18 protein-coding genes, 1 tRNA gene and 3 pseudogenes are annotated in these 19,264 nt (G+C 59.3%); 12 read left to right on the plus strand and 10 right to left on the minus strand.

Going from position 1 to position 19,264, the window contains the following annotated elements; translation table 11 throughout:
* The first annotated feature begins 8 nt into the window (after positions 1 to 8).
* Positions 9 to 878, plus strand: a complete 870-nt coding sequence (locus ABRP66_RS09335) for an aminodeoxychorismate lyase (RefSeq protein WP_284796558.1) — start codon at positions 9 to 11, stop codon at positions 876 to 878.
* Positions 879 to 884: 6 nt separating this feature from the next.
* On the opposite strand, the gene ABRP66_RS09340 is transcribed toward ABRP66_RS09335, so the two are convergent.
* Positions 885 to 1,580, minus strand: a complete 696-nt coding sequence (locus tag ABRP66_RS09340; protein ID WP_284796560.1) for a heme-binding beta-barrel domain-containing protein — start codon at positions 1,578 to 1,580, stop codon at positions 885 to 887.
* Between the two features lie 53 nt (positions 1,581 to 1,633).
* Between ABRP66_RS09340 and ABRP66_RS09345 the strand changes: the two genes are divergently transcribed.
* Positions 1,634 to 2,671, plus strand: a complete 1,038-nt coding sequence (locus ABRP66_RS09345) for a diacylglycerol/lipid kinase family protein (protein ID WP_284796561.1) — start codon at positions 1,634 to 1,636, stop codon at positions 2,669 to 2,671.
* On the opposite strand, the gene ABRP66_RS09350 is transcribed toward ABRP66_RS09345, so the two are convergent.
* Positions 2,668 to 3,492: an LmeA family phospholipid-binding protein gene (locus ABRP66_RS09350; protein ID WP_284770382.1), complete on the minus strand. Its 825-nt coding sequence runs from the start codon at positions 3,490 to 3,492 to the stop codon at positions 2,668 to 2,670. The genes ABRP66_RS09345 and ABRP66_RS09350 overlap by 4 nt on opposite strands.
* Before the next feature lie 33 nt (positions 3,493 to 3,525).
* Between ABRP66_RS09350 and mshD the strand changes: the two genes are divergently transcribed.
* The 5 genes from mshD (at position 3,526) to pstB (ending at position 8,700) form a co-directional block, all read left to right on the plus strand.
* Positions 3,526 to 4,428 carry a mycothiol synthase gene (gene mshD / locus ABRP66_RS09355; protein WP_284852607.1) on the plus strand — a complete coding sequence of 301 codons (903 nt, stop codon included), beginning with the start codon at positions 3,526 to 3,528 and terminating at the stop codon, positions 4,426 to 4,428.
* Positions 4,429 to 4,652: 224 nt separating this feature from the next.
* Positions 4,653 to 5,759: a phosphate ABC transporter substrate-binding protein PstS gene (gene pstS / locus ABRP66_RS09360; RefSeq protein ID WP_284770383.1), complete on the plus strand. Its 1,107-nt coding sequence runs from the start codon at positions 4,653 to 4,655 to the stop codon at positions 5,757 to 5,759.
* 135 nt (positions 5,760 to 5,894) lie between these two features.
* Entirely contained in the window at positions 5,895 to 6,947 is a 1,053-nt protein-coding gene (gene pstC / locus ABRP66_RS09365; protein ID WP_284770384.1) for a phosphate ABC transporter permease subunit PstC, read from the plus strand.
* Between the two features lie 12 nt (positions 6,948 to 6,959).
* Complete coding sequence (pstA, locus tag ABRP66_RS09370) at positions 6,960 to 7,874, plus strand: phosphate ABC transporter permease PstA (RefSeq protein ID WP_284770385.1); 915 nt, start codon at positions 6,960 to 6,962, stop codon at positions 7,872 to 7,874.
* Between the two features lie 52 nt (positions 7,875 to 7,926).
* On the plus strand, positions 7,927 to 8,700 hold the full coding sequence (gene pstB, locus ABRP66_RS09375; protein WP_005279626.1) for a phosphate ABC transporter ATP-binding protein PstB: 774 nt from the start codon (positions 7,927 to 7,929) through the stop codon (positions 8,698 to 8,700).
* A gap of 71 nt (positions 8,701 to 8,771) precedes the next feature.
* Here the strand turns inward: pstB and phoU are convergent, their stop codons facing one another.
* Together phoU and dusB are read right to left on the minus strand one after the other, a co-directional pair.
* A complete protein-coding gene (phoU, locus tag ABRP66_RS09380; RefSeq protein ID WP_349838612.1) occupies positions 8,772 to 9,500 on the minus strand; it encodes a phosphate signaling complex protein PhoU in 729 nt (242 codons plus the stop codon).
* A 58-nt stretch (positions 9,501 to 9,558) separates the two neighbouring features.
* Positions 9,559 to 10,704 (minus strand): tRNA dihydrouridine synthase DusB, encoded by a 1,146-nt coding sequence (dusB, locus tag ABRP66_RS09385; RefSeq protein WP_237792321.1) that lies wholly within the window; start codon positions 10,702 to 10,704, stop codon positions 9,559 to 9,561.
* A 192-nt stretch (positions 10,705 to 10,896) separates the two neighbouring features.
* Between dusB and scpC the strand changes: the two genes are divergently transcribed.
* Both scpC and ABRP66_RS09395 read left to right on the plus strand, forming a co-directional pair.
* Entirely contained in the window at positions 10,897 to 12,399 is a 1,503-nt protein-coding gene (scpC, locus tag ABRP66_RS09390; protein ID WP_349838613.1) for a succinyl-CoA:acetate CoA-transferase ScpC, read from the plus strand.
* A gap of 141 nt (positions 12,400 to 12,540) precedes the next feature.
* A tRNA-Lys gene (locus tag ABRP66_RS09395) sits at positions 12,541 to 12,613 on the plus strand.
* A 191-nt stretch (positions 12,614 to 12,804) separates the two neighbouring features.
* On the opposite strand, the gene ABRP66_RS09400 is transcribed toward ABRP66_RS09395, so the two are convergent.
* On the minus strand, positions 12,805 to 12,993 hold the full coding sequence (locus ABRP66_RS09400; RefSeq protein WP_284782737.1) for a hypothetical protein: 189 nt from the start codon (positions 12,991 to 12,993) through the stop codon (positions 12,805 to 12,807).
* A gap of 23 nt (positions 12,994 to 13,016) precedes the next feature.
* Positions 13,017 to 13,250, minus strand: coding sequence for an alpha/beta hydrolase-fold protein (locus ABRP66_RS09405; protein ID WP_349838614.1), 234 nt, complete (start codon positions 13,248 to 13,250; stop codon positions 13,017 to 13,019).
* A 1,011-nt stretch (positions 13,251 to 14,261) separates the two neighbouring features.
* On the opposite strand from ABRP66_RS09405, the gene ABRP66_RS09410 reads away from it, so the two are divergent.
* Genes ABRP66_RS09410 through ABRP66_RS09420 form a run of 3 tightly spaced genes read left to right on the plus strand, consistent with a single transcriptional unit; the run spans position 14,262 to position 15,055 of the window.
* Positions 14,262 to 14,549 carry a hypothetical protein gene (locus tag ABRP66_RS09410; protein WP_284796565.1) on the plus strand — a complete coding sequence of 96 codons (288 nt, stop codon included), beginning with the start codon at positions 14,262 to 14,264 and terminating at the stop codon, positions 14,547 to 14,549.
* An 18-nt stretch (positions 14,550 to 14,567) separates the two neighbouring features.
* On the plus strand, positions 14,568 to 14,786 hold the full coding sequence (locus ABRP66_RS09415) for an ABC transporter substrate-binding protein (RefSeq protein ID WP_284782751.1): 219 nt from the start codon (positions 14,568 to 14,570) through the stop codon (positions 14,784 to 14,786).
* Positions 14,783 to 15,055 carry a hypothetical protein gene (locus ABRP66_RS09420; protein WP_284782744.1) on the plus strand — a complete coding sequence of 91 codons (273 nt, stop codon included), beginning with the start codon at positions 14,783 to 14,785 and terminating at the stop codon, positions 15,053 to 15,055. Before ABRP66_RS09415 ends, ABRP66_RS09420 begins: the two co-directional genes overlap by 4 nt.
* A gap of 434 nt (positions 15,056 to 15,489) precedes the next feature.
* On the opposite strand, the gene ABRP66_RS09425 is transcribed toward ABRP66_RS09420, so the two are convergent.
* From ABRP66_RS09425 to ABRP66_RS09440, 4 genes and pseudogenes are all read right to left on the minus strand, one after another.
* Positions 15,490 to 16,596: an esterase/lipase family protein gene (locus ABRP66_RS09425; RefSeq protein ID WP_284782746.1), complete on the minus strand. Its 1,107-nt coding sequence runs from the start codon at positions 16,594 to 16,596 to the stop codon at positions 15,490 to 15,492.
* Positions 16,597 to 16,716: 120 nt separating this feature from the next.
* Positions 16,717 to 17,614 (minus strand): annotated as a pseudogene (locus ABRP66_RS09430) (ABC transporter ATP-binding protein).
* A gap of 70 nt (positions 17,615 to 17,684) precedes the next feature.
* Positions 17,685 to 18,773 (minus strand): annotated as a pseudogene (locus tag ABRP66_RS09435) (FecCD family ABC transporter permease).
* Positions 18,770 to 19,132, minus strand: a pseudogene (locus ABRP66_RS09440) (FecCD family ABC transporter permease); the annotation flags it as partial. The pseudogenes ABRP66_RS09440 and ABRP66_RS09435, both read right to left, overlap by 4 nt.
* Positions 19,133 to 19,264: the final 132 nt, after the last annotated feature.

The following is a 19,264-nucleotide window of genomic DNA, read 5'->3' on the forward strand; positions in this document are numbered from 1 at the left end:
TCGAGCGTATGAAACCCTCCCCGCGAAAAGAGCCGGTCATCTACGTCGTGGAACCTTTTGGTGGGTCGGTGCGCAAGCATTCGCCCTCCCTGCCGCTGGTCTATGCCGATGATGCCGCCGTGACCCGCGGCGATGGCATCTTTGAATCGCTGTTGGTCCGGGACGGGAAGGCGGCCAACCTTGCTCGCCACGCGCAGCGCTTTTGCGATTCGGCGCGGGCGCTCGACCTGCCGGAGCCGCCGATGAATAAGTGGGAAGAGGCGACCCGGCTGGCAATTGCGGATTATTGCGGCGCCGATACCGAGCTTGCCGATGCCAAATGCACCTGGACCTATACCCGCGGCCGGGCCGCGACAGGCGTGCCTACCGCGTGGGTGACGGTGCAGCCGCTTGGCGATGTCCCGCTGCGCCAACGCTCCACCGGCGTCACCGTCATGACGAGCCCGCGCCTGTGGCACGTGGCTGAAGAGCTACCGGCCAAGACGCTCAACTACGCCGCGACGATGGCGATGCTGCGCATGGCCAAGGACAAGGGCTATGACGATCTCATCCTAACGGATCCAGATACCGGCGAAATCTTAGAGGGAGCTACCTCCACCGTGGTGGCGGTGCGGGGGAAGAAGCTGCGCACCGCCGTCGGCCGCGGCATTTTGCCCGGCACCACGCAGGCAGCGCTCTTTGACTATGCCCAGGACTGCGGCTACCGCTGCAAGGCCAAGCCGTTGACCGTGGAGTACTTGGAAAAGTCCGATTCGGTGTGGCTGGTTTCGTCCGTGCGTGTGGCGGTGCGGGTGACCAAGCTGAATGAAAAAACGCTAAAAGCCCCGGATAACGAGGAAGAAATCCGAGGCCTTATCGATGCCGCGCTAGGGGCTTAGTTAGCTTTACCCGGCGATGCGGGTGAGCTCGGCGGACATGTAGGGGCGCATCTCACCATCGACCATGCGCTCATCTACCCAACCCAGGTTGTTATTGGGCATGAGGCCGTACATGCGCTTGCCGGGGCCCAGGTTCTTCGGGCCGGTCTCCGTGACCATGGTGGAGGCGGATTCGAGCTGCCAAGCGCGCTCGTTGAAGGGCTCGCCGTAGAAGATTTCCACGATGCCGGTAGAAGAGGTGTAGGTGACCTCGATTTCATCCTTGGCGGAGATGCGCCAGAAACCGGTCTCGCGGGTAGATGGGCCTTGTGGCTTGCCCTCAGTATCGATCTTCCAGGTGCGCGAGCTAAAGGTCAGGTAATTTTCGCCGTCGTGGGCAACGACTAGCTGCTGGCCAAAGGTGTATTCGCTGCCATCGGTGTCGTGGGCCTGTCCCTCGCCCTGCCAGACGCCTACGAGGGGGAGGAGGCCTAGCAGGCCATCGTGCAGCGACGGGCCCTGGCGCAGATTGGCGGTATCTGCGGGGACAGGGACATCGCCAAGCTCGATGGCGGGAATATTGTGGCTGGCCGCGTCCTTCCACTGCTCGGCGGCCTGGTTGACCGCGTCATTGCCATTGAGGGCGCCGGAGGTGTTTTCCGGGTGGGATGCGGCAGCGGTCTCGACGTTCGGGGTATTGGTATTCTCGTTATTTTCGCTCATGGGCGTCCAGCCTAGTCGTGCTGGGGGTGCTTTAACTACTAGACTGGTTTGTTGTGCATGCGCTGATGATTTCCAACCCCAATTCGACCTCGCAATCCAACGGGCTCTTTCGCCAAATCGTGCCCACCCTGCGGGCCGTAGAAGGCATGCACCTGCTGGTGAAATTCACCCATTACCCAGGACATGCAGAAGACATCGTCCGGGGGCTTACCAGGGATGATTATGATGTCATCATTGCCGTGGGCGGCGACGGCACCGTCAATGAGATTGTCAATGGCCTGCTGGGTCCAGCCGGTGAAGATCTCCCCAGCCCAAACGAGGTACCGGCGCTCGCCGTCATTCCCACCGGGTCCGCGAACGTCTTTGTCCGCGCCCTCGGCTTTCCCAATACGCCGGTCGAGGCCACCCACGTCTTGGCCCGCATGCTAGAGCGCGATCTGCGCCGCACCATTTACCTGGGCACCTGGAACGAACGCTGGTTTGCCGTCAACGCCGGTTTTGGCATGGACGCGGACGTCCTCGCACGCGTGGACCGCGCCCGCGAACAAGGCTTTTCCGCCACCCCGCTGCGCTACCTCAACGTGGCTATTCGGGCCTGGCTGCGCGCGCGCCGCAACCCGCCGCAGATCACGGTGTACGCAGAATCCCGTTTGGGGCAGACGCTCCATAAGAAGGACTTCCCACTCTTATTTACCTCTAATACCAACCCCTGGACTTTCTTGGGCCCCTTGCCGGTGGTGACCAACCCGCGCAATTCCTTCGATGAGGGCCTAGCCCTTTTTGGGCTGGAGAAGCTCAGCGGCGTGCGTGGGGTCATTGGCCTGCTGCACCTCTTTGGTGCCGATAAGCACGGCTGGCTCAAACGCCTGGTGAAGGAAAAGACCTTGGGCTTTGATGATGCCAAGCGCGTCGAGCTCGATTGCCATACCCCGCAGCGCTTCCAGGCCGATGGCGAATCCGAGGGGACCTTCCGCCATGTAACGCTGACCTCTGTGGCCGATGCCATTGAGGTCTACGCGCCGCAAGATAGGCGGCAGGTGGCCCAGCGCTCCGTGCAGGAAGTGCTGCGGGACTTTATTCGCCTTCGTTAGGATTCGTCCTCATCTGGGGCAGGACCTACCTTATTGGCGGTATCGGCCGCCTTCTTTTCGGCCTCTTCCACAGCCCGTTGCTCCGAACCCTCGATTTCCAGCGGGGAAAGCTGGGCCATCTGGACCTTGATATTGCGGCGCTGGACCTCAAAGTAAATCGTGCCGCCCTGCAGCCTTACCATCGTGGCCTGCGCCGGCAGGGGGAGCTCGCGCGTATCGAAGTTGAGGGAAAACGCCTCCTTGAGGCGCGGATCATCGGTGCCGTAGACCTCCATGCGAAACTCCGGGCCCACTAGCCGCAGCGTGACCATGGCGGTGGATTTTTCCTTATCGCCGGGCAGAGTGCCGGTAAGCTCCGCCTCGGCAGAAACGCCGCCGGAGGGAGAAATATCATCCGGGTTGGCAATGGAGAGATCGGTAATGCCCAAAAGGCGTCCCAGCGCAACGCCGTCCAGGGAGATCCCGCGCGAATACGTGGATACTGGTGCGCCTTCAATATCGCCGTTTACTACCTGCTCAGGGGTAACGGTGATATCGCGCAGCACGGTCGAGGCATTGACCATGCCCAGCTTGGGAACCTCCACGTCGAGGGCCTTGACCTGCAAATAGGGGATTTCTTTAGAGCCTGCCGCCAACAGGTATGGGGTGCCGCCGATATACACCTGAGGGGAGTTTTCCAGCCGGGAGTTCTCCTTTACCTCCTGGGCAATCTTGTGCTCAGAATGCATGGCCACGCAGGCATCGGCCACCCATCCAGCAAAGACCACGCCCACCAGGATGAGGACGTGCACAATGCGCCGGTCGACTTTGACTACACTCACACCTTCAAATTTAGCCTACGTATCATGGACACCATGAATATCACCGAAGAAAACCTCCCCGCCTCCCCAGAGTTGGCGGGCACCCTGGAAGAACTAGCAGCGCACGCGGAAAAGGCCGATGGCATCGCCCCGCTTTCAGAGCAATTCCTCAACGGCCTGCGCGATGAGCGCTTGCACCACAAGCACTTGGTGGCCTGGTTGGACGGCGCCCCTATTGGCGTATCGAGCCGCGAGGATTCCACCGCGGAGCTTTTTATCGCCCCAGACTATCGCGGTAAAGGCTATGGCACCGCGCTTTACGATGCCACTGCTAACGCCACCACCAACCTCGAGACTTGGGCGCATGGCAATGGCAAGCCGGCCCAGGCCCTGGCTAACTCCCGCGACCTGAATGTCACCCGCACCCTTGTGGTCATGGGCATCGATGGCGCAGATCTGGATAGCGTGGCACAAGTGGGCGAGTTACCGCTGCAGGCCGCCAATTACAGCGAGGCAGTGGACAAGTGGGGTAAGGACACCGTGGAACAGGAGTGGCTGCGTGTTAATAACGAGGCCTTTTCTTGGCATCCAGAGCAAGGCGGCTGGGATTTAGAGCGCCTGCACCGCGGCATGGAGGCCGAGTGGTTCGATCCTCAAGATGTCTTGTTCTTCTGGGATGAGAAAGAGCAGGGGCACCCGACCCTTGCCGGATTCCACTGGACCAAGTGGCACGACGAGGAAGATCCCGGTTTTGGTGAGGTCTACGTGGTGGGCCTTTCAGAGGCGTACCGCGGCCAAAAATTAGGCGGACCATTGCTGCAGATTGGCCTGCGCCGGATGGTAGAAAAGGGAGCTCAGCGGGTCATTTTGTACGTGGAAGCGGACAATGAACCGGCACTGAAAGCCTACAAGCGCCTAGGCTTTTCCGTTGATGAAGAGCATGTCGTCTGGGGCTAGTGTGATTAAGGTCATGTCACCTTTCTAGCTTGTTCATTAATTGTTTACCTCACGGCACCCTGCTGGTTAATTCCTCCGGTTAGCTTTACTGATTGTGAGAAAGCCGCACCTGCGCACCTGCACCCCGCTCCCGAAAAGCGGACGTGGGATGTAGGTTCCCCTTTTATGGGGATGCGGTTTCCTCGGACAATCAATCTCTGATCTGCACCGGAAAGGGTTTTCCCGTGATTCGCAACTTCAAGCGCTCTGCCGCTATCTTCGGCCTCGTGGCCGCTACCTCTACCGCTCTCGTAGCTTGTTCTGAGGACACCTCCTCTGACTCCTCGGGTTCCTCCGACGGCAGCGGCGTCGCTGGCGAGCTTGTTGGTGAGGGCGCGTCCTCCCAGCAGAACGCAATGTCCTACTTCGGCACCGCCTTCGCAGGGGACAACCCAGACGCAAACCTGTCCTACACCGCTTCCGGTTCCGGTAAGGGTGTTGAGGCTTTCATCAACGGCCAGGCAGATTTCGCTGGTTCTGACTCCCCGTTGAAGGAAGACGACGGCCAAATTGAGGCCGCCAAGGAGCGTTGCGATGGCAACGACGCATGGCACCTGCCTTCCACCATCGGCCCGGTTGCCATTGCTTATAACCTGGGTGACCAGGAGATCAACCTCTCCACCGATACCCTTGCCAAGATCTTCAAGGGCGAGATCAAGAAGTGGAACGACGAGGCCATCGCCGCTGATAACGAAGGCGCAGACCTGCCGGACACTGACATCCACGTCATCTTCCGCTCTGACGAGTCCGGTACCTCCGATAACTTCCAGAAGTTCCTCAACGCCTCCACTGGTAACTGGGACGGCGAAGGCAAGCAGTTCCCTGACGCTGTAGGTGAGGGCGCCAACGGCTCCGCCGGTGTTGCTGACCAGGTAGCAAACATCGAGGGTGCTATCACCTACGTTGAGGCCGGCTTCGCTGACCAGAAGGAAGCTGACGGTGTCAAGAAGGCCAATATCGACTTTGGCAACGGCCCGGTTGAGCTGAATGACGATACCGTCAACAAGGCACTGGAGAACCTGGAGTTCAAGGACACCGCTTCTGAGAACGACATGGTCGTTGACTCCAAGGCTCTCTTCGCTTCCGATGCTGAGGGTGCATACCCGCTCATCTTGACCACCTACAACATCGTCTGCTCCGCTGGCTACGATGACGAGACCGCTGAACTGGTCAAGGGATTCTTCACCAACGTCTTGGACCACCAGGATGACCAGTTGGCAGAGCAGGGCTTCATCCCGGTTAAGGGCGACCACCTTGACCGCCTGAAGAGCGCTGTTGACGCACTGCAGTAACGCGTAAACCCCGCTTTACCTCGAGAAATAACATTCCGCCCGCCCCCACTGCCGCCCTCGAGACGCGCTTTGGGGGCGCAGGCATGTACATCGTATGTCCCTTTGTTCCACTTCAAATAAGGATTAGTACGTCTCATGGCAGACAATAATCTCACCCAGGCATCGACCTCGGAGGCCCTTCCTGTCTCTGGCGCCGAACAGCCTCATACCCGTGGCGATAACGAGAATGACTTGGCTACCTCCAGCTCCGGTAGCTCCGTCAAGCGCCCCGGTGACCGCATTTTCGAATTCCTCTCCACGGCCTCTGCCACGCTGATTACCGTGATGATCGCGGCGATTGCCGCCTTCCTCATCTGGCGTGCCGTTCCTGCGCTCAGCGTGAACGAGAATGGACTATTGGGCTTTTTCACCCACGGTGAACGCTGGGAGACCACCGATACTTCCGCGATGAAGTTCGGTATCCCGACCATGTTCGGCACTACTGTCCTCATCTCGGTCTTCGCCCTGCTTCTGGCCATGCCAGTCGCGCTTGCGATTGCCATCTTCTTGTCCAACTACGCCCCAGCCCGCTTAGTTAAGCCGCTGGGTTTCTTGGTGGACATGCTGGCCGCAGTGCCGTCCATCGTCTACGGCCTATGGGGTTGGCAGGTCCTCGGACCGGCCCTGTCCGGCTTCTACACATGGTTGGAATCCTGGGCCGGCGGGTTCTTCCTGTTTACCCAATACGATAATTCGCCCGCCTTTGCTACCGGCCGCAACCTCTTTACCGGTGGCATCGTGCTAGCCGTGATGATTCTGCCGATCATCGCCGCTACCGCCCGCGAGGTATTCGTGCAAACCCCTCCGGGCCAGATCGAGTCCGCCTTGGCGCTGGGCGCTACGCGCTGGGAAGTCATCCGCATGACCGTCCTACCATTCGGCATGTCCGGCTACGTCGCCGGCTCCATGCTGGGCTTGGGCCGCGCTCTGGGTGAGACCATGGCGCTGTACATGGTGGTCTCGCCGCTGGTGGACTTCCGCTTCTCGCTTTTCGATGGCGGTACCACCTTCGCTACCGCCATCGCCCTCGCCGCGGCCGAGTTCGGTAACGAGACGCGCGCCGGTGCCTATATCGCCGCCGGTTTGATGCTGTTCTTGCTGACGTTTGTGGTCAACGCCATTGCCCGCGCCATCGTGAAGAGCAAGTAAGGAAGGACAACAATGACTACTACAACAAATAACAAGCCCGCCTCCGCTGGCGGGGCAACCTTCCTGGAAATCTCCGGTTCCCGCAAAGCGGCCAATAGCATTGCCACCGTCGTTGTATGGGGCGCTATGGCCTTGGCGATGGTCCCTTTGATCTGGGTACTGTGGGAGCTCATCTCTCGCGGTAGCGGCGTGATTTTCTCCGCTGACTGGTGGACGCTGTCCCAGCGCGGCGTGATGAATAGTGCCGAAGGCGGCGGTGCCGCACACGCCATCGTCGGTACCTTCGTGCAAACTGCCCTGGCTTCCATCCTGTCCATTCCGATCGGTATCTTTACCGCCATCTACTTGGTGGAATACTCCAAGGGTGGTTGGCTCGGCCGTACCACCACCTTCATGGTGGACATCTTGTCCGGCGTGCCCTCCATCGTGGCAGCGTTGTTCATCTTCGCCATGTGGATCACGCTCTTCGGCTTTGGCCGCTCCGGCTTGGCCGTCGCCCTGTCCTTGGTCTTGCTGATGATCCCCATCGTGGTGCGCAATACCGAAGAGATGCTGCGCGTGGTCCCCATGGACCTCCGCGAGGCTTCCTATGCCCTCGGCGTGCCCAAGTGGAAGACCATCGCACGCATCGTGCTGCCGACAGCCCTATCCGGCATCGTGACCGGCATCATGCTGGCCATTGCCCGCGTGATGGGTGAATCCTCCCCAGTTCTGGTCTTGGTTGGTTCCTCCTCGGTCATCAACTGGGACGCGTTTAAGGGCTCGCAATCTTCGCTGCCGCTGATGATGCTTGATATGTACAAGGCCGGCGCGCAGCCCGCCGTGCTGGATAAGCTGTGGGGCGCAGCGCTGACGCTGGTTATCCTCATCGCCATCCTCAATATTGCGGCGCGAGTAATTTCCGCGAAGTTCTCGGTCAAGAAATAGCCGCACACGATTCCGCCACTTATACACCCCCTCTAGAGGAGAAACCTCCACAATGTCTAAGCTCGAGCTCAATGACGTCGATATTTTCTACGGTGATTTCCACGCCGTACAGAACGTAAATATGCAGATCCCGGCACAAGCCGTGACCGCCTTCATCGGCCCGTCCGGCTGCGGTAAATCCACCGTGCTGCGCACCCTAAACCGCATGCACGAGGTCATCCCTGGCGCATCCGTCAAGGGCGAGATCCTGCTCGATGGCACCAATATCTACGGTCCCAAGGTCGACCCAGTTTCCGTGCGCAATACCATCGGCATGGTCTTCCAGAAGGCCAACCCATTTCCCACCATGTCCATCGAGGACAACGTCGTTGCCGGCCTGAAGCTGTCTGGTGAGAAGAATAAAAAGAAGCTCAAGGAAGTAGCCGAACAGTCCCTGCGCGGCGCTAATCTCTGGGACGAGGTCAAGGACCGCCTGGATAAGCCGGGCGGCGGCCTCTCGGGTGGTCAGCAGCAGCGCCTGTGCATCGCCCGCGCGATTGCCGTGGAACCAGAAGTCCTGCTGATGGACGAGCCCTGCTCTGCACTGGACCCGATTTCCACCCTGGCCGTGGAGGACCTTATCCACGAGCTGAAGGAAAACTTCACCATCGTCATCGTGACCCACAACATGCAGCAGGCCGCCCGTGTGTCCGATAAGACCGGCTTCTTCTCCCTAGAAGCTACCGGCAAGCCGGGCCACCTGGTGGAGTTCGATGAAACCACCCGCATCTTTGAGAACCCTTCCCAGAAGGAGACCGAAGACTACATCTCTGGTCGCTTCGGCTAAAAGTAGACTCTGATTGTCCGAAAAGGGCGGTACCTCCAGCGCAGGGAGGTACCGCCCTTGTGGCAGTTTTATTAGCGGCGGAATTGGCGCTCTAATTCGCTCATGCGGGCCTCGAACTCGGCATCCTTTTGGTCCTCTTGGAGCTTCTTTTCAAACTCTTCCGGCAATAGGCCGGTGGCAAAGTAGATGATACGTCCAGCCACGGAGACGCAGTGATCCGCGTAGCGCTCGTAGTAGCGGGTAATCTGCGCCGTCTCTACGGCCTCGCGCACCGTTCCATTCCATTCGCGCTGGGTGAGAATGCGCAGCAGGTGATGGTTAATATCGTCCACCGCATCGTCATCAGAACGCAGATTAACGGATAGCTCGGCATCTGGGGTGACTAAAATATCGTGTACCACCGAACCCATTTCCTGGGTTAAGCGGAACATCTCCTCCATGAACCCGAGGTATTCAGCGGGTACAACGGCCTCAGGGTGGCGGCGGCGCGCGGCATCGGCAATGTGCTGGGCCAGCTGACCCATGCGGAAGAGGTCTTCGACAATATAGATGGAAGACACCACCTGGCGCAGATCCTGAGCCATGGGGTTTTCCAACGCCAAAAGCTTTACCGCGCGTTCGGAGCAGCGTGAGCGGATCTCATCGAGTTCCTCGGTAAGGCTGAGCGCTTCCTCCGCGGGTTCCAGTGCGCGATCGAGCAGCGCCTGGGAGGCCTTATCCATGATGGTGCGGACGGTATCGCACATGACGATGAGGTCGTGCGAGAAGTCGTCCAGATGTTCACGGTAGGCAGTACGCATGCAGAAAATGATAGCTCACAAACCGGGTAAATGCTTGCTGAGTCACATCTGTGCGATTTTAGCCGCCGGAGTTATAAATATCGGCGCCGACCGGAACGAATTCATCCTCGGGGTCATCGAGCCAGCCATCGGGAAGCGCGACCTTAGAAGGCGAGCCCTGGCGCCCGCGCGCACCATCGGCATCGGCAGCCAAAGCATCAGAATCTGCCCAGGGCGCCAGCAATTCGCGCAGGCTCTCTAAGGAATCCACCTTGGCCAAGCCGGCGCGCACTTGCCCGCCGACGGGGAAGCCACGCAGGTACCAGCCAATGTGCTTGCGGATGTCCCTGGATGCGTGATCTTCACCCTCGTGCTGCGCGAGTAGCTCTGCGTGACGCAAGATTACCTGGGTGACCTCGCCCAAGGTGGGCTCGGCGGGGATGGACTCGCCGCGCAAGGCAGCGCCCAGCTCCGCGAATAGCCACGGCCGACCCAGACAGCCGCGGCCCACCTGCACGCCATCGCAGCCGGTGGCCTCCATCATGCGGCGGGCATCATCGGCGCGGAAAATATCGCCATTGCCCAGCACCGGAACACCGGTATCCGCGAGGTGTTCCTTGAGCCGAGCGATCTCATCCCACCGGGCATCGCCGGAATAGCGCTGTGCGGCCGTGCGACCGTGCAGGGTCACGGCGGCGGCGCCGGAATCTACGGCGATGCGCCCGGCATCGAGATGCGTGTGGTGCTCGTCATCAATGCCCACGCGCATCTTCACCGTAACGGGGATATTCGTGCCCTCGGTGGCCTTGACCGCGGCGGAGACGATATTGCCAAAGAGGCGGCGCTTATAGGGCAGGGCGGAGCCGCCGCCACGCCTAGTTACCTTGGGAACGGGGCAGCCAAAGTTCATGTCGATGTGATCAGCCAAGTTCTCATCCACGATGATCTTGGCTGCTTTATAGGTGTATTCCGGATCCACCGTATAAATCTGCAGGGAACGCGGATCTTCATCCGGGGCAAAGGTGGTCATGTGCATGGTTTTCTCGTTGCGCTCCACTAGGGCGCGCGCGGTGACCATCTCGCAGACATACAAGCCCGACACCGTTCCGGTGCGGGCCAGCTCCTGTTCCCGGCACAACGTGCGGAAAGCGACGTTGGTTACCCCCGCCATGGGAGCGAGGATGACGGGGGAGGAGAGGTCATAGTTTCCAATGCGCAAATTCACGCCCTAATTGTGCTCGTTAACCGCAGAATTTAGCAACTGAAACGAAGGTGGCGGCCACCGAGGAATCCCATTATTGGGGTGAAAGTCACAAAATGATGGTGGCGAAAACGTTAATTTTCGCTACTGTGGTCTGTGTAACTAAATTGGGTTGGCCGTAACACCGGTCTACTCGTATATGAAGGAGGATGACAGTTGTCCGATAGAATCGCATACGCCCCGTTTGAGAAGCTCGTAGTTTCTGCAGAGGAGGCTGCGAAGCACGTCAACAATGGTGACCGCGTAGGAATCTCCGGCTTCACCGGTGCAGGTTACCCCAAGGGTTTGCCTACCGCCATTGCAGATAAGGCGAAGGCGCTGCACGAAAAGGGCGAAGAGTTCAAGATTGACCTCTTCTCCGGTGCTTCTACCGCCCCTGACTGTGACGGTGTTTTGGCAGAGGCAGAGGCCATTAACTTCCGCTCCCCATACAACTCTGACCCGCTACTGCGTAAGCAGTTCAACGATGGCACCGCGCTCTACCAGGACATTCACCTGTCCCACTTGGGCCAGCAGGTAGAAGAGGGCTTCTACGGTGACTTCCAGGTAGCCATCATTGAGGCGGTACGCATTACTGAGGAAGGCAATATCGTGCCGTCCTCCGCAGTGGGCAATAACCTCGAGTTCGTCGAGGCCGCAGACAAGATCATCATTGAGATCAACGAGTGGCAGTCCGAGAACCTCGAGGGCATGCACGACATCTACCGCATCGACAAGCTGCCTAACCGCCAGCCCATCCCGATTAACAAGCCGGGTGACCGCATCGGTACCACCTACATGGAGATCCCCGAGGAGAAGGTCGTTGCAGTGGTCAAGACCAACTCGGCAGACCGCAACGCTCCATTCCGCGAGCCGGACGAGACCTCTGAGAAGATCGCCGCTAACTTCATCGAGTTCTTGGAGGGCGAGGTTGCCGCAGGCCGCCTCGAGTACGACAAGTTCATCATGCAGTCCGGCGTGGGTAACGTGCCGAACGCCGTGATGGCAGGTCTTTTGGACTCCAAGTTCGAAAACATTCAGGCATATACCGAGGTTATCCAGGACGGCATGCTGGACCTCATCGATGCCGGCAAGATGACCGTGGCTTCTGCAACCTCCTTCGCGCTGTCGCCGGAGTACGCAGAAAAGATGAACGCGGAAGCAGACCGCTACCGCAACCACATCATCTTGCGCCCGCAGCAGATTTCCAACCACCCTGAGGTCATCCGCCGCGTCGGCCTGATTTCTTCCAACGGCATGATCGAGGGAGATATCTACGGCAACATCAACTCCACCAACGTGTCCGGTTCCCGCATCATGAACGGCACCGGCGGCTCTGGTGACTTCACCCGTAACGCGTACATCTCCACCTTCGTGTCCCCGTCCATCGCGAAGGATGGCGCCATCTCCGCTCTGGTTCCGTTCGTATCCCACACCGACCACACCGAGCACGACACCATGGTCATCATCACCGAATACGGTGTGGCTGACCTGCGTGGCTTGGCTCCAAAGCAGCGCGTAGAGAAGATCATCGCCGTGGCTCACCCGGACTACCGTCCGCTGTTGGAGGAGTACTACGAGCGTGCGAAGGAAAACAAGTTCCAGCACACCCCGCACGACTTGAAGACCGCCTTCGACTTCCAGGTTAACTTTCTAGAAAAGGGTGACATGCGCGGTTAATACTGACCGGACTATAAAAGGAGGGTATTCCAGCTAGGAGGCCCTCCTCCCGTTTTGTGTGGGTATTCTTCAGCGAAGGACTCAGACGAATACACCCAATTAGGAGATCTAAAAGTCAACACGCTAATATAGAGCCACGTTGGGCCTTTAGCTCAGTTGGTAGAGCTACGGACTTTTAATCCGCAGGTCGTGGGTTCGATCCCCACAGGGCCCACATCTGTCATGAGTCGCGACATGCTTGACAGGTCAGTCGCGACATTGTTGACAAACCGGCATCTCAGTTGTTCTTCTGAGGTGCCGGTTTTGGCCATTGTTGGGCCTAGGGGTGGGCCTAACAGTTACTATTACTTAACGCGATTTTCGACTAGTAATTCCACTGTATGGCTGGAGGAAGATTGAGTCGCGTTACAGAGAAGTGTTGAACCAGCGGAGGGCATCGTTGATGCCCCTGCGCCAGCACATGTAGTCGTGCCCGCCGGGGTATTCGCGGGCGTGTGAGCGGCTGCCTAGCGTGGTGCGGAGTGCAGCAGCGAATTCGCGATTTTCCTCCAATGGGAAAGGCTCGAGGGAATCAACTTCATGGAAAACCCGCACGTGCGGGTTAATGTCCTCGTTTGTCAGGCGCGCAGTTCAGCCATTCCATGATCAGGCCACCAGAGAGCTGCCGATTGCACGATAGCGTGCGATACGACCTCGGGAATGCGGTGTACCGTTCCCGCCGCAAAGAAATCGCCTAAGGATGCCCCCGCAATAATTCGCTGCGCGGGCAAGAGGACAGGGGAGAAGCGCTGCGCCCAGGGAAGGAGTTCCTTGGTGAGGAAGACATCGCCGCGCTCCAGTGCCCTCAGAATGTCGTTGCGGTGGGCGACATCAGCAGGCCAAAGAAGAGAACCGCAGCAGGAGGAATATCCGCGCGAGCCTCGGCTGCGCGCAGCAGCACATCCATATGCGCTGAGTGCCAGAGCCCTTGGTGATACTCGCCTGTGCCTGTGCCTGTGCCTGTGCCTTTAGTGATGTGGGGAGCTACGGGCTGTGCGGTGATAGGGGGAGCGCAACGGATTTGGCCCAGGAGAAGCACTGCTAGGCGTGCCCGAGTGGGATGCCGGTGGGAGTTCCAACTCGCAGAGCGAAGCGATGTCGTGGGTGGGGAGCAGCGGTATGTAGCGCTTGAGTGCTGAGTGCCACAAGCGGCGTTCTTTACCTGTTTCGAAATGCCGCTCATCGAGCAGCATGTACCCGGCCCCGTCAGTAGCGGTGCTGAAAGTTCGAATGTGCCGACGTGCCATGGAACCCCGGCGACTGTCACCTGCTCGGGAAGAAAAGATTCGGCATCATTCCGGTTGCTGTGGGGGATGGAGTCGAGAAAGAGCAGGGCGCGCTGCTCCGCTGTGTCGGTAGGGCGCGCCACGGTGAGTAGATACTTCTCCTGTGCGGTGCCTGTGGCTTGTGAGGCGCTCTTGTTCTGTGCGGTGTCCTGGGAGAGCCGCTCGATGAGTGGAGTGCGATACACGGCCTGTAGGTCGAGTCGTTGAATATCAACCGGGCCTCGTATGGGCAGGGCGGGGCGTGAAGGGGGAGTAGGCACGTCTTTATCCTGCGCTTTTGGTAATTTTTCGGAATTCTGCAAGGGGCAAAAGTAAAACTTTCGTATGCAAGGCTAGCCTAATGTTGCTGTTCTTTCAGTCAAAGGCTGCTGGGCGATGCATGACAAACCCCACTACATTCCGAGAAGGGATAGATATTAATGACGACTCGCACTGTTCGTACTCGTACTTCCCGTGTTGCATGGGCTGCCGTGGCCGTGGGCGCAGCGCTGACCCTCGGCTTCGGTTTGGTGGCCTGCAGCTCCAGCGATTCCAGTGATGCTAACGATTCAAAATTCCTCAGCCTCGTCGGATAGCTCCTCCGGCAGCGATGAAGGGCAGTGGCCGCGCACTGTCGAGACCGATGCTGGGGATCTGACGCTGGATTCGAAGCCGAAGCGCATCATCTCGACTTCCACCACCCTCACCGGCTCCCTGCTGGCTATCGACGCCCCCGTGGTGGCGTCTGGCGCGACCGTTCCCAATAGCGCTGGCTTGTCGGATGATCAGGGCTTCTTCGATCCGTGGTCGAAGGAAGCCAAGGAGCAGGACCTCGCCAAGCTCTAGGAGAACGCCGAGCCGAAGATCCAAAACGTCGTGAACTACGACCCCGACCTCATCATCGTGGCAAAGAACTCCGGCGACTCCGTCTTTGACAAGGTGGATGAGCTTCGCAAGATCGCCCCGGTCATGGTGGTGGATTACTCCGGCTCCCCGTGGCAAGACGTGACCACCATGCTGGGCAAGGCCACCGGCCAGGAAGAAGAGGCCGAGAAGTCATCAAGGACTTCGACGAGCGGATGAAGAAAGCCAAGGACGAGATCGAGGTGCCGAGCGATGAGGTCTCGCCGTTCATGGTGTTCGGTGACAACTCCGGTGCTGCTGCCCTGACTAAGGAAGCCCCGCAGACGCAAATCCTTGAGGATCTGGGCTTCAAGATCATGACGGTGCCGGATGACGTTAAGGGTGATACCTCGATGGGTAAGCAGTGGTCCGATATCACCCAGCTTTGTTGTTTCACTCTATGTTTTCCATTCTTTCCGGGCTTTCCGGCGCCGCCTCAACTGACCTGATGCGAGAGGACACCCAACCCGATGACGCAGCGCCATAACTCCAAGACCACGGCGACCTCGCACTAACCATTGAGCCCCGCGCAGGAGGGGATATGGCTTTCTGAAAACGCACTGGGAGATGGCACGGCCTGTGGGGCAGCGGAGTACCTCAATCTTAATGGCATTGACGGGCACGCTGGGAGTACTAAACCACGGAACCAGATGAGCGCGGTGGGCCCGCAGTATGACGCAGCGGCGCACGGCTGTTTGTACTGTGAACGCCCGCAGTATCGGGATGATCTATGACCAGTGTTGCCGGGATGAGCCACCACTGTTCTAAAAGTAGTTTTCGGTGTCTGGCACATAACAAGCGGAACTCCTTGCAGTTTTCGCGTCCTGCCGCGATGAACTGAAAGGAGTAGAGGGGCTATAAAAGGGGGGGGTAAAGAGCGACCCTAGAACTTAGAGGAACCCTCCGCGATGGGGTTCACGATGTCATCCATACTGGGGAGCCAGTCGGCGTCCATAGAGGAGCCACCATCAATAAATCCTGTCACCGGGGTGCACGGCACCTCGACGTTGCGACCTAGCTCATTAGCGGTCAATGCTATCGCGCGCGGAGAATACGTGATGCCCACGTGCTCGGAGGCATCCAGAGAGCACCCGTCCTGCAACACATGGTTGGTAGCTTCCGGGGATGTGAACTGGCTCGCGGCCAGCGGGGTCACGGCCTCATCGAAGCGGGTGGAGATGGAGGCGTAGCGCACGCCGGGAACCTCAATCCCGCCCTCGTTGAGCTGCGCCATGTAGTCGCTGTGCTGCAGCAACTGTCGGGTGCTGGGGCTTACGGCCAGGGTGATGAGGTTATCGCCGAAACCATTCAGGGCGTTGAGCTTTTCCAGAGCATAGGAAACTCCTAGCAGGGAAGTGCCGTGCAGCACGCCGCTGATGGATACGATGGTGCCGACGCCGTGTCCCTGCTCCTGCTTGGCGTAGGCGGTGGCGATGGTGGCACCAGCGGAGTGCCCCACGAGGTCAACCTCGGTGGCGCCGGTCTGTTCCTTCAGGCGGTTGATGTAGTTGGTGAACTGCGCCACGGAGGTCTCGAAGGGAGCCATGGCGCGGGTGATGGGCACGCTACCGATGAGAGAGCTTCCATCCGGGGTGAGGGTGCCCGGCATCTTGCCCACGTTGAAGGCGTACACGCACTTGCCAAGCTCGGCTAGCTTCGAGGACATGCCCGCGTAGGTCTGGTATGCATTCGAGTTCATGCCGTGCAGGAGCACGACGGGATTCTCTCCGGGGGCAGGGGTGCAGGCGATATTGGCGCTCGGGGGCGTGAGATTCTCCGTTAGACCCTGCTTGGCCATGCCGTTGATGATGTCCTTGGCGTAGGGGCCGTGCGGTCCCATATCCGTCCAGGGGAGGACAGGGCTTTCGGACGCCGCCGGTGCGGGCTTGCTGGAGAGGGTGGCATTGGCGGTCGAGATGGTGGCGGCGGAGGCTGTGAGGCCGACGGCGGCAAAGAAAGCGGCGGTGGTGCGCAGAATTGAACGGCGCATGAGGGAATCCTTTCCTACAACAACAGTGCCGCGTATTTCACGGCGAGGGGGTTTGGCTGGACTGAGTCTCACGCTATCAAATGTGTGTTCTGGACAACATTGATATTATATGTGTCAAAATCACACTATTCCATAGGTGGAGATAATCCGGTTTATACATGGTTCTTTATTAAAAGAAAAACACCCTATATGGGTGGTTTCCTTCATGGAAACGACTAATTGGCAGAGGCTCGCGAGTCGGGTGGTACCACCGGGGGTGCCCGTTACCGGATCGGGTACTACCGGGCACCGCAGGTCAAAGACATCCTCCATGAGCTCGGCGGTGAGCACGTCATGGGGGAGTTTGTGGTCACAATCTTTCCCTGACGCATGACCACGGGGCGGTCGGCATAGCGCGCCGCCTGAATAAGGTCGCGCAGCACCGTCACGATTGTTTTCCCTGCCCATGGAAGGTGCGTAACAGCTCCATGAGTTCGTACTGATGCGAGATATCCAGGAATGTCGTAGGCTCATCGAGCAGCATGATGGGAGTTTGCTGCGCTAGTAGCATAGCGATCCACACGCGTTAGTGCTGCCCACAGGAAAGCTCCTCGACGGACCGCTCAGAAATCTCCGGGGTGCGGGTAGCGGCGAGCGCCGCGTAGACGGCCTTCTCATTGCTGTCGCGTCATTTGTGGAAGAGGCTCTGGTACGGGGCCGCACCCGCGTCCCACGAGATCGGCCACGGTAATGCCATCGGGTGCAAAAGACGTTTGTGGGAGTAGACCTAATTCCCGCGCAACCTGTTTTGGTGCCCATGAAGGCACTTCTTTTCCGTCGAGAATAATGCTGCCTGCGGCCGGAGTCAGCATGCGAGCTAATGCGCGCAGCAGCGTTGATTTGCCGCAGCCACTGGGGCCAATAATGGCGGTAAAAGAGCCGTCATTAATGTTGACGGAAAACCCGTGGAAATAATGCGGCCGTCGTAACCAATGGTGGCATCCAGGGCGCGAAGTCGGGCAGAATTATGAGTGGGCATATGAGGAGCTACCTTTCGGTTAGTTCGCGGCCTATGTGGTGTCTAAATGCCTCGTGGCCTTAGTGGTGCTTTATCGCGGTGAGCCATATTGACGCCGCGCCTCGTGCACGAGCAGCCACATCATGTAGAGGCCACCAAGGCACACGGTGATAAGACCCACCGGTATCTGTCGGTAGAACTGGGCGATGATGAGGGAAAGGATATAGGCGCTGGTCAGCAGTGCGGAACCCATCGCCGCCGATGTCATCAGGGATAACCCCGCGGTGCGGGTGAGCCGCCGTGCCAATTGTGGGGCGGTGAGCGCGATGAAGTCGATAGGGCCCGCCGCTGCAGCGGCGAGCGCGGTTGTCGCCACGCCTTCGACCATGAGTAGGGGGCGGGTGCGCTGCACCCGAAGGCCCTGCGTGGTAGCGGCATCGTCGCCCAGCTCCATCGTGCGCAGGGAGGAGGCAAGCAGCGCAACCGCCACAAAGATGAGCGTGCCCAGGATGAGCACCGGGATGAGTCCCTGCCACTCCACCCTAGTAATCGAGCCCGCCGCCCAAAACCGACAACCATGGCATCCTCTACCAGCGCGCGGGTGATGAGGTAGGAGTTCAGCGATCCGAGGGCGGTGGACATAGCGATACCCACGATGATGAGTCGGAAGCTCTGTACGCCACGGCACCATGCCAGCCCATAGACCGCTAGGGTAGTGAGGACGCCGCCGATGAGAGCGGCACCCGCTAGTCCCCCAGTAGCTCGTCGATCCGAGCACCAGAACGGTGATTGCCACAGCGGTGTAGGAGCCGGCATCAAAGCCGATAATGTCCGGGGAGCCCAGGGGATTGCGGGTGAGTGATTGGAAGATTGCACCGCCTATGCCCAGCAGAGCTCCGAAGAATACCGCCGAGATCGCTACCGGAAGCCGCCACTCCCTCACGATGACGCGGTGGATTCGGGGGCTATCGCCACCGATGCCGATCGCGTGAAGTACCTCAGGGAAGGAGAGGTGGTACTCGCCCAGCGTGAGTGAGATTGCGGCTAAGGTGATGGCCAGGAGGAAAAGCACCGCGCTGATCTCGTCGAGCCGCACCGGGATGCGATGCGAGTACCAGCGCGAACGCAGAGTAACACTGCGATAGCCGGGGGATACGCGCTCAGGCTGTGTCTCTTTCACAGTCCACTCACCTTCCCTCTGCGCACGAGGGCGATGAGAACGGGCGCGCCGATGAGGGCGGTGACAACGCCGGCTGCGACCTCGCCGGGGCGTGCAACGATGCGCCCCACAGTATCGGCGGCGAGGATGAGTACGGGCGCTGCCAAGGCGGAGTAGGCAATGATCCACCGCTGATTAGGACCTACGAACCACCGCACCACATGCGGAACCATCAGACCTACGAAGCTAATGTCCCCGGTCAGTGCCGGGGCAGAACCCGCGAGCAGGGTGACGGCAATCAGGCTAAGCACGCGGGTACGTCCCACCTTCGTGCCGAGCGATGCCGCGAGATCGTCCCCAAGCGCAATGGAGTTGAGGGATTACGACAGCGCGGGGGGTGTTCCTATGTAGTTTGTCAATCTCGCGGGTGGGGTGGACGGGGTGGATCCTCAACTCGGGATTTTTAGGTGTGTTGTTTTGCGCGCGATTGGTAGCCGACTGGGATTTTTCCA

This window comes from Corynebacterium sp. KPL2680, from assembly GCF_040225675.1.
Lineage (GTDB): Bacteria > Actinomycetota > Actinomycetes > Mycobacteriales > Mycobacteriaceae > Corynebacterium > Corynebacterium rhinophilum.

Excerpts from the sequence above, each read along its gene's own strand:
- pstB (WP_005279626.1), top strand. The coding sequence starts at position 7,927 with ATGTCTAAGCTCGAGCTCAATGACGTCGATATTTTCTACGGTGATTTC.
- pstC (WP_284770384.1), top strand. The coding sequence starts at position 5,895 with ATGGCAGACAATAATCTCACCCAGGCATCGACCTCGGAGGCCCTTCCT.
- mshD (WP_284852607.1), top strand. The coding sequence starts at position 3,526 with ATGAATATCACCGAAGAAAACCTCCCCGCCTCCCCAGAGTTGGCGGGC.
- pstA (WP_284770385.1), top strand. The coding sequence starts at position 6,960 with ATGACTACTACAACAAATAACAAGCCCGCCTCCGCTGGCGGGGCAACC.
- ABRP66_RS09410 (WP_284796565.1), top strand. The coding sequence starts at position 14,262 with ATGCTAACGATTCAAAATTCCTCAGCCTCGTCGGATAGCTCCTCCGGC.
- ABRP66_RS09420 (WP_284782744.1), top strand. The coding sequence starts at position 14,783 with ATGAAGAAAGCCAAGGACGAGATCGAGGTGCCGAGCGATGAGGTCTCG.
- ABRP66_RS09425 (WP_284782746.1), bottom strand. The coding sequence starts at position 16,596 with ATGCGCCGTTCAATTCTGCGCACCACCGCCGCTTTCTTTGCCGCCGTC.
- ABRP66_RS09340 (WP_284796560.1), bottom strand. The coding sequence starts at position 1,580 with ATGAGCGAAAATAACGAGAATACCAATACCCCGAACGTCGAGACCGCT.
- ABRP66_RS09335 (WP_284796558.1), top strand. The coding sequence starts at position 9 with ATGAAACCCTCCCCGCGAAAAGAGCCGGTCATCTACGTCGTGGAACCT.
- phoU (WP_349838612.1), bottom strand. The coding sequence starts at position 9,500 with ATGCGTACTGCCTACCGTGAACATCTGGACGACTTCTCGCACGACCTC.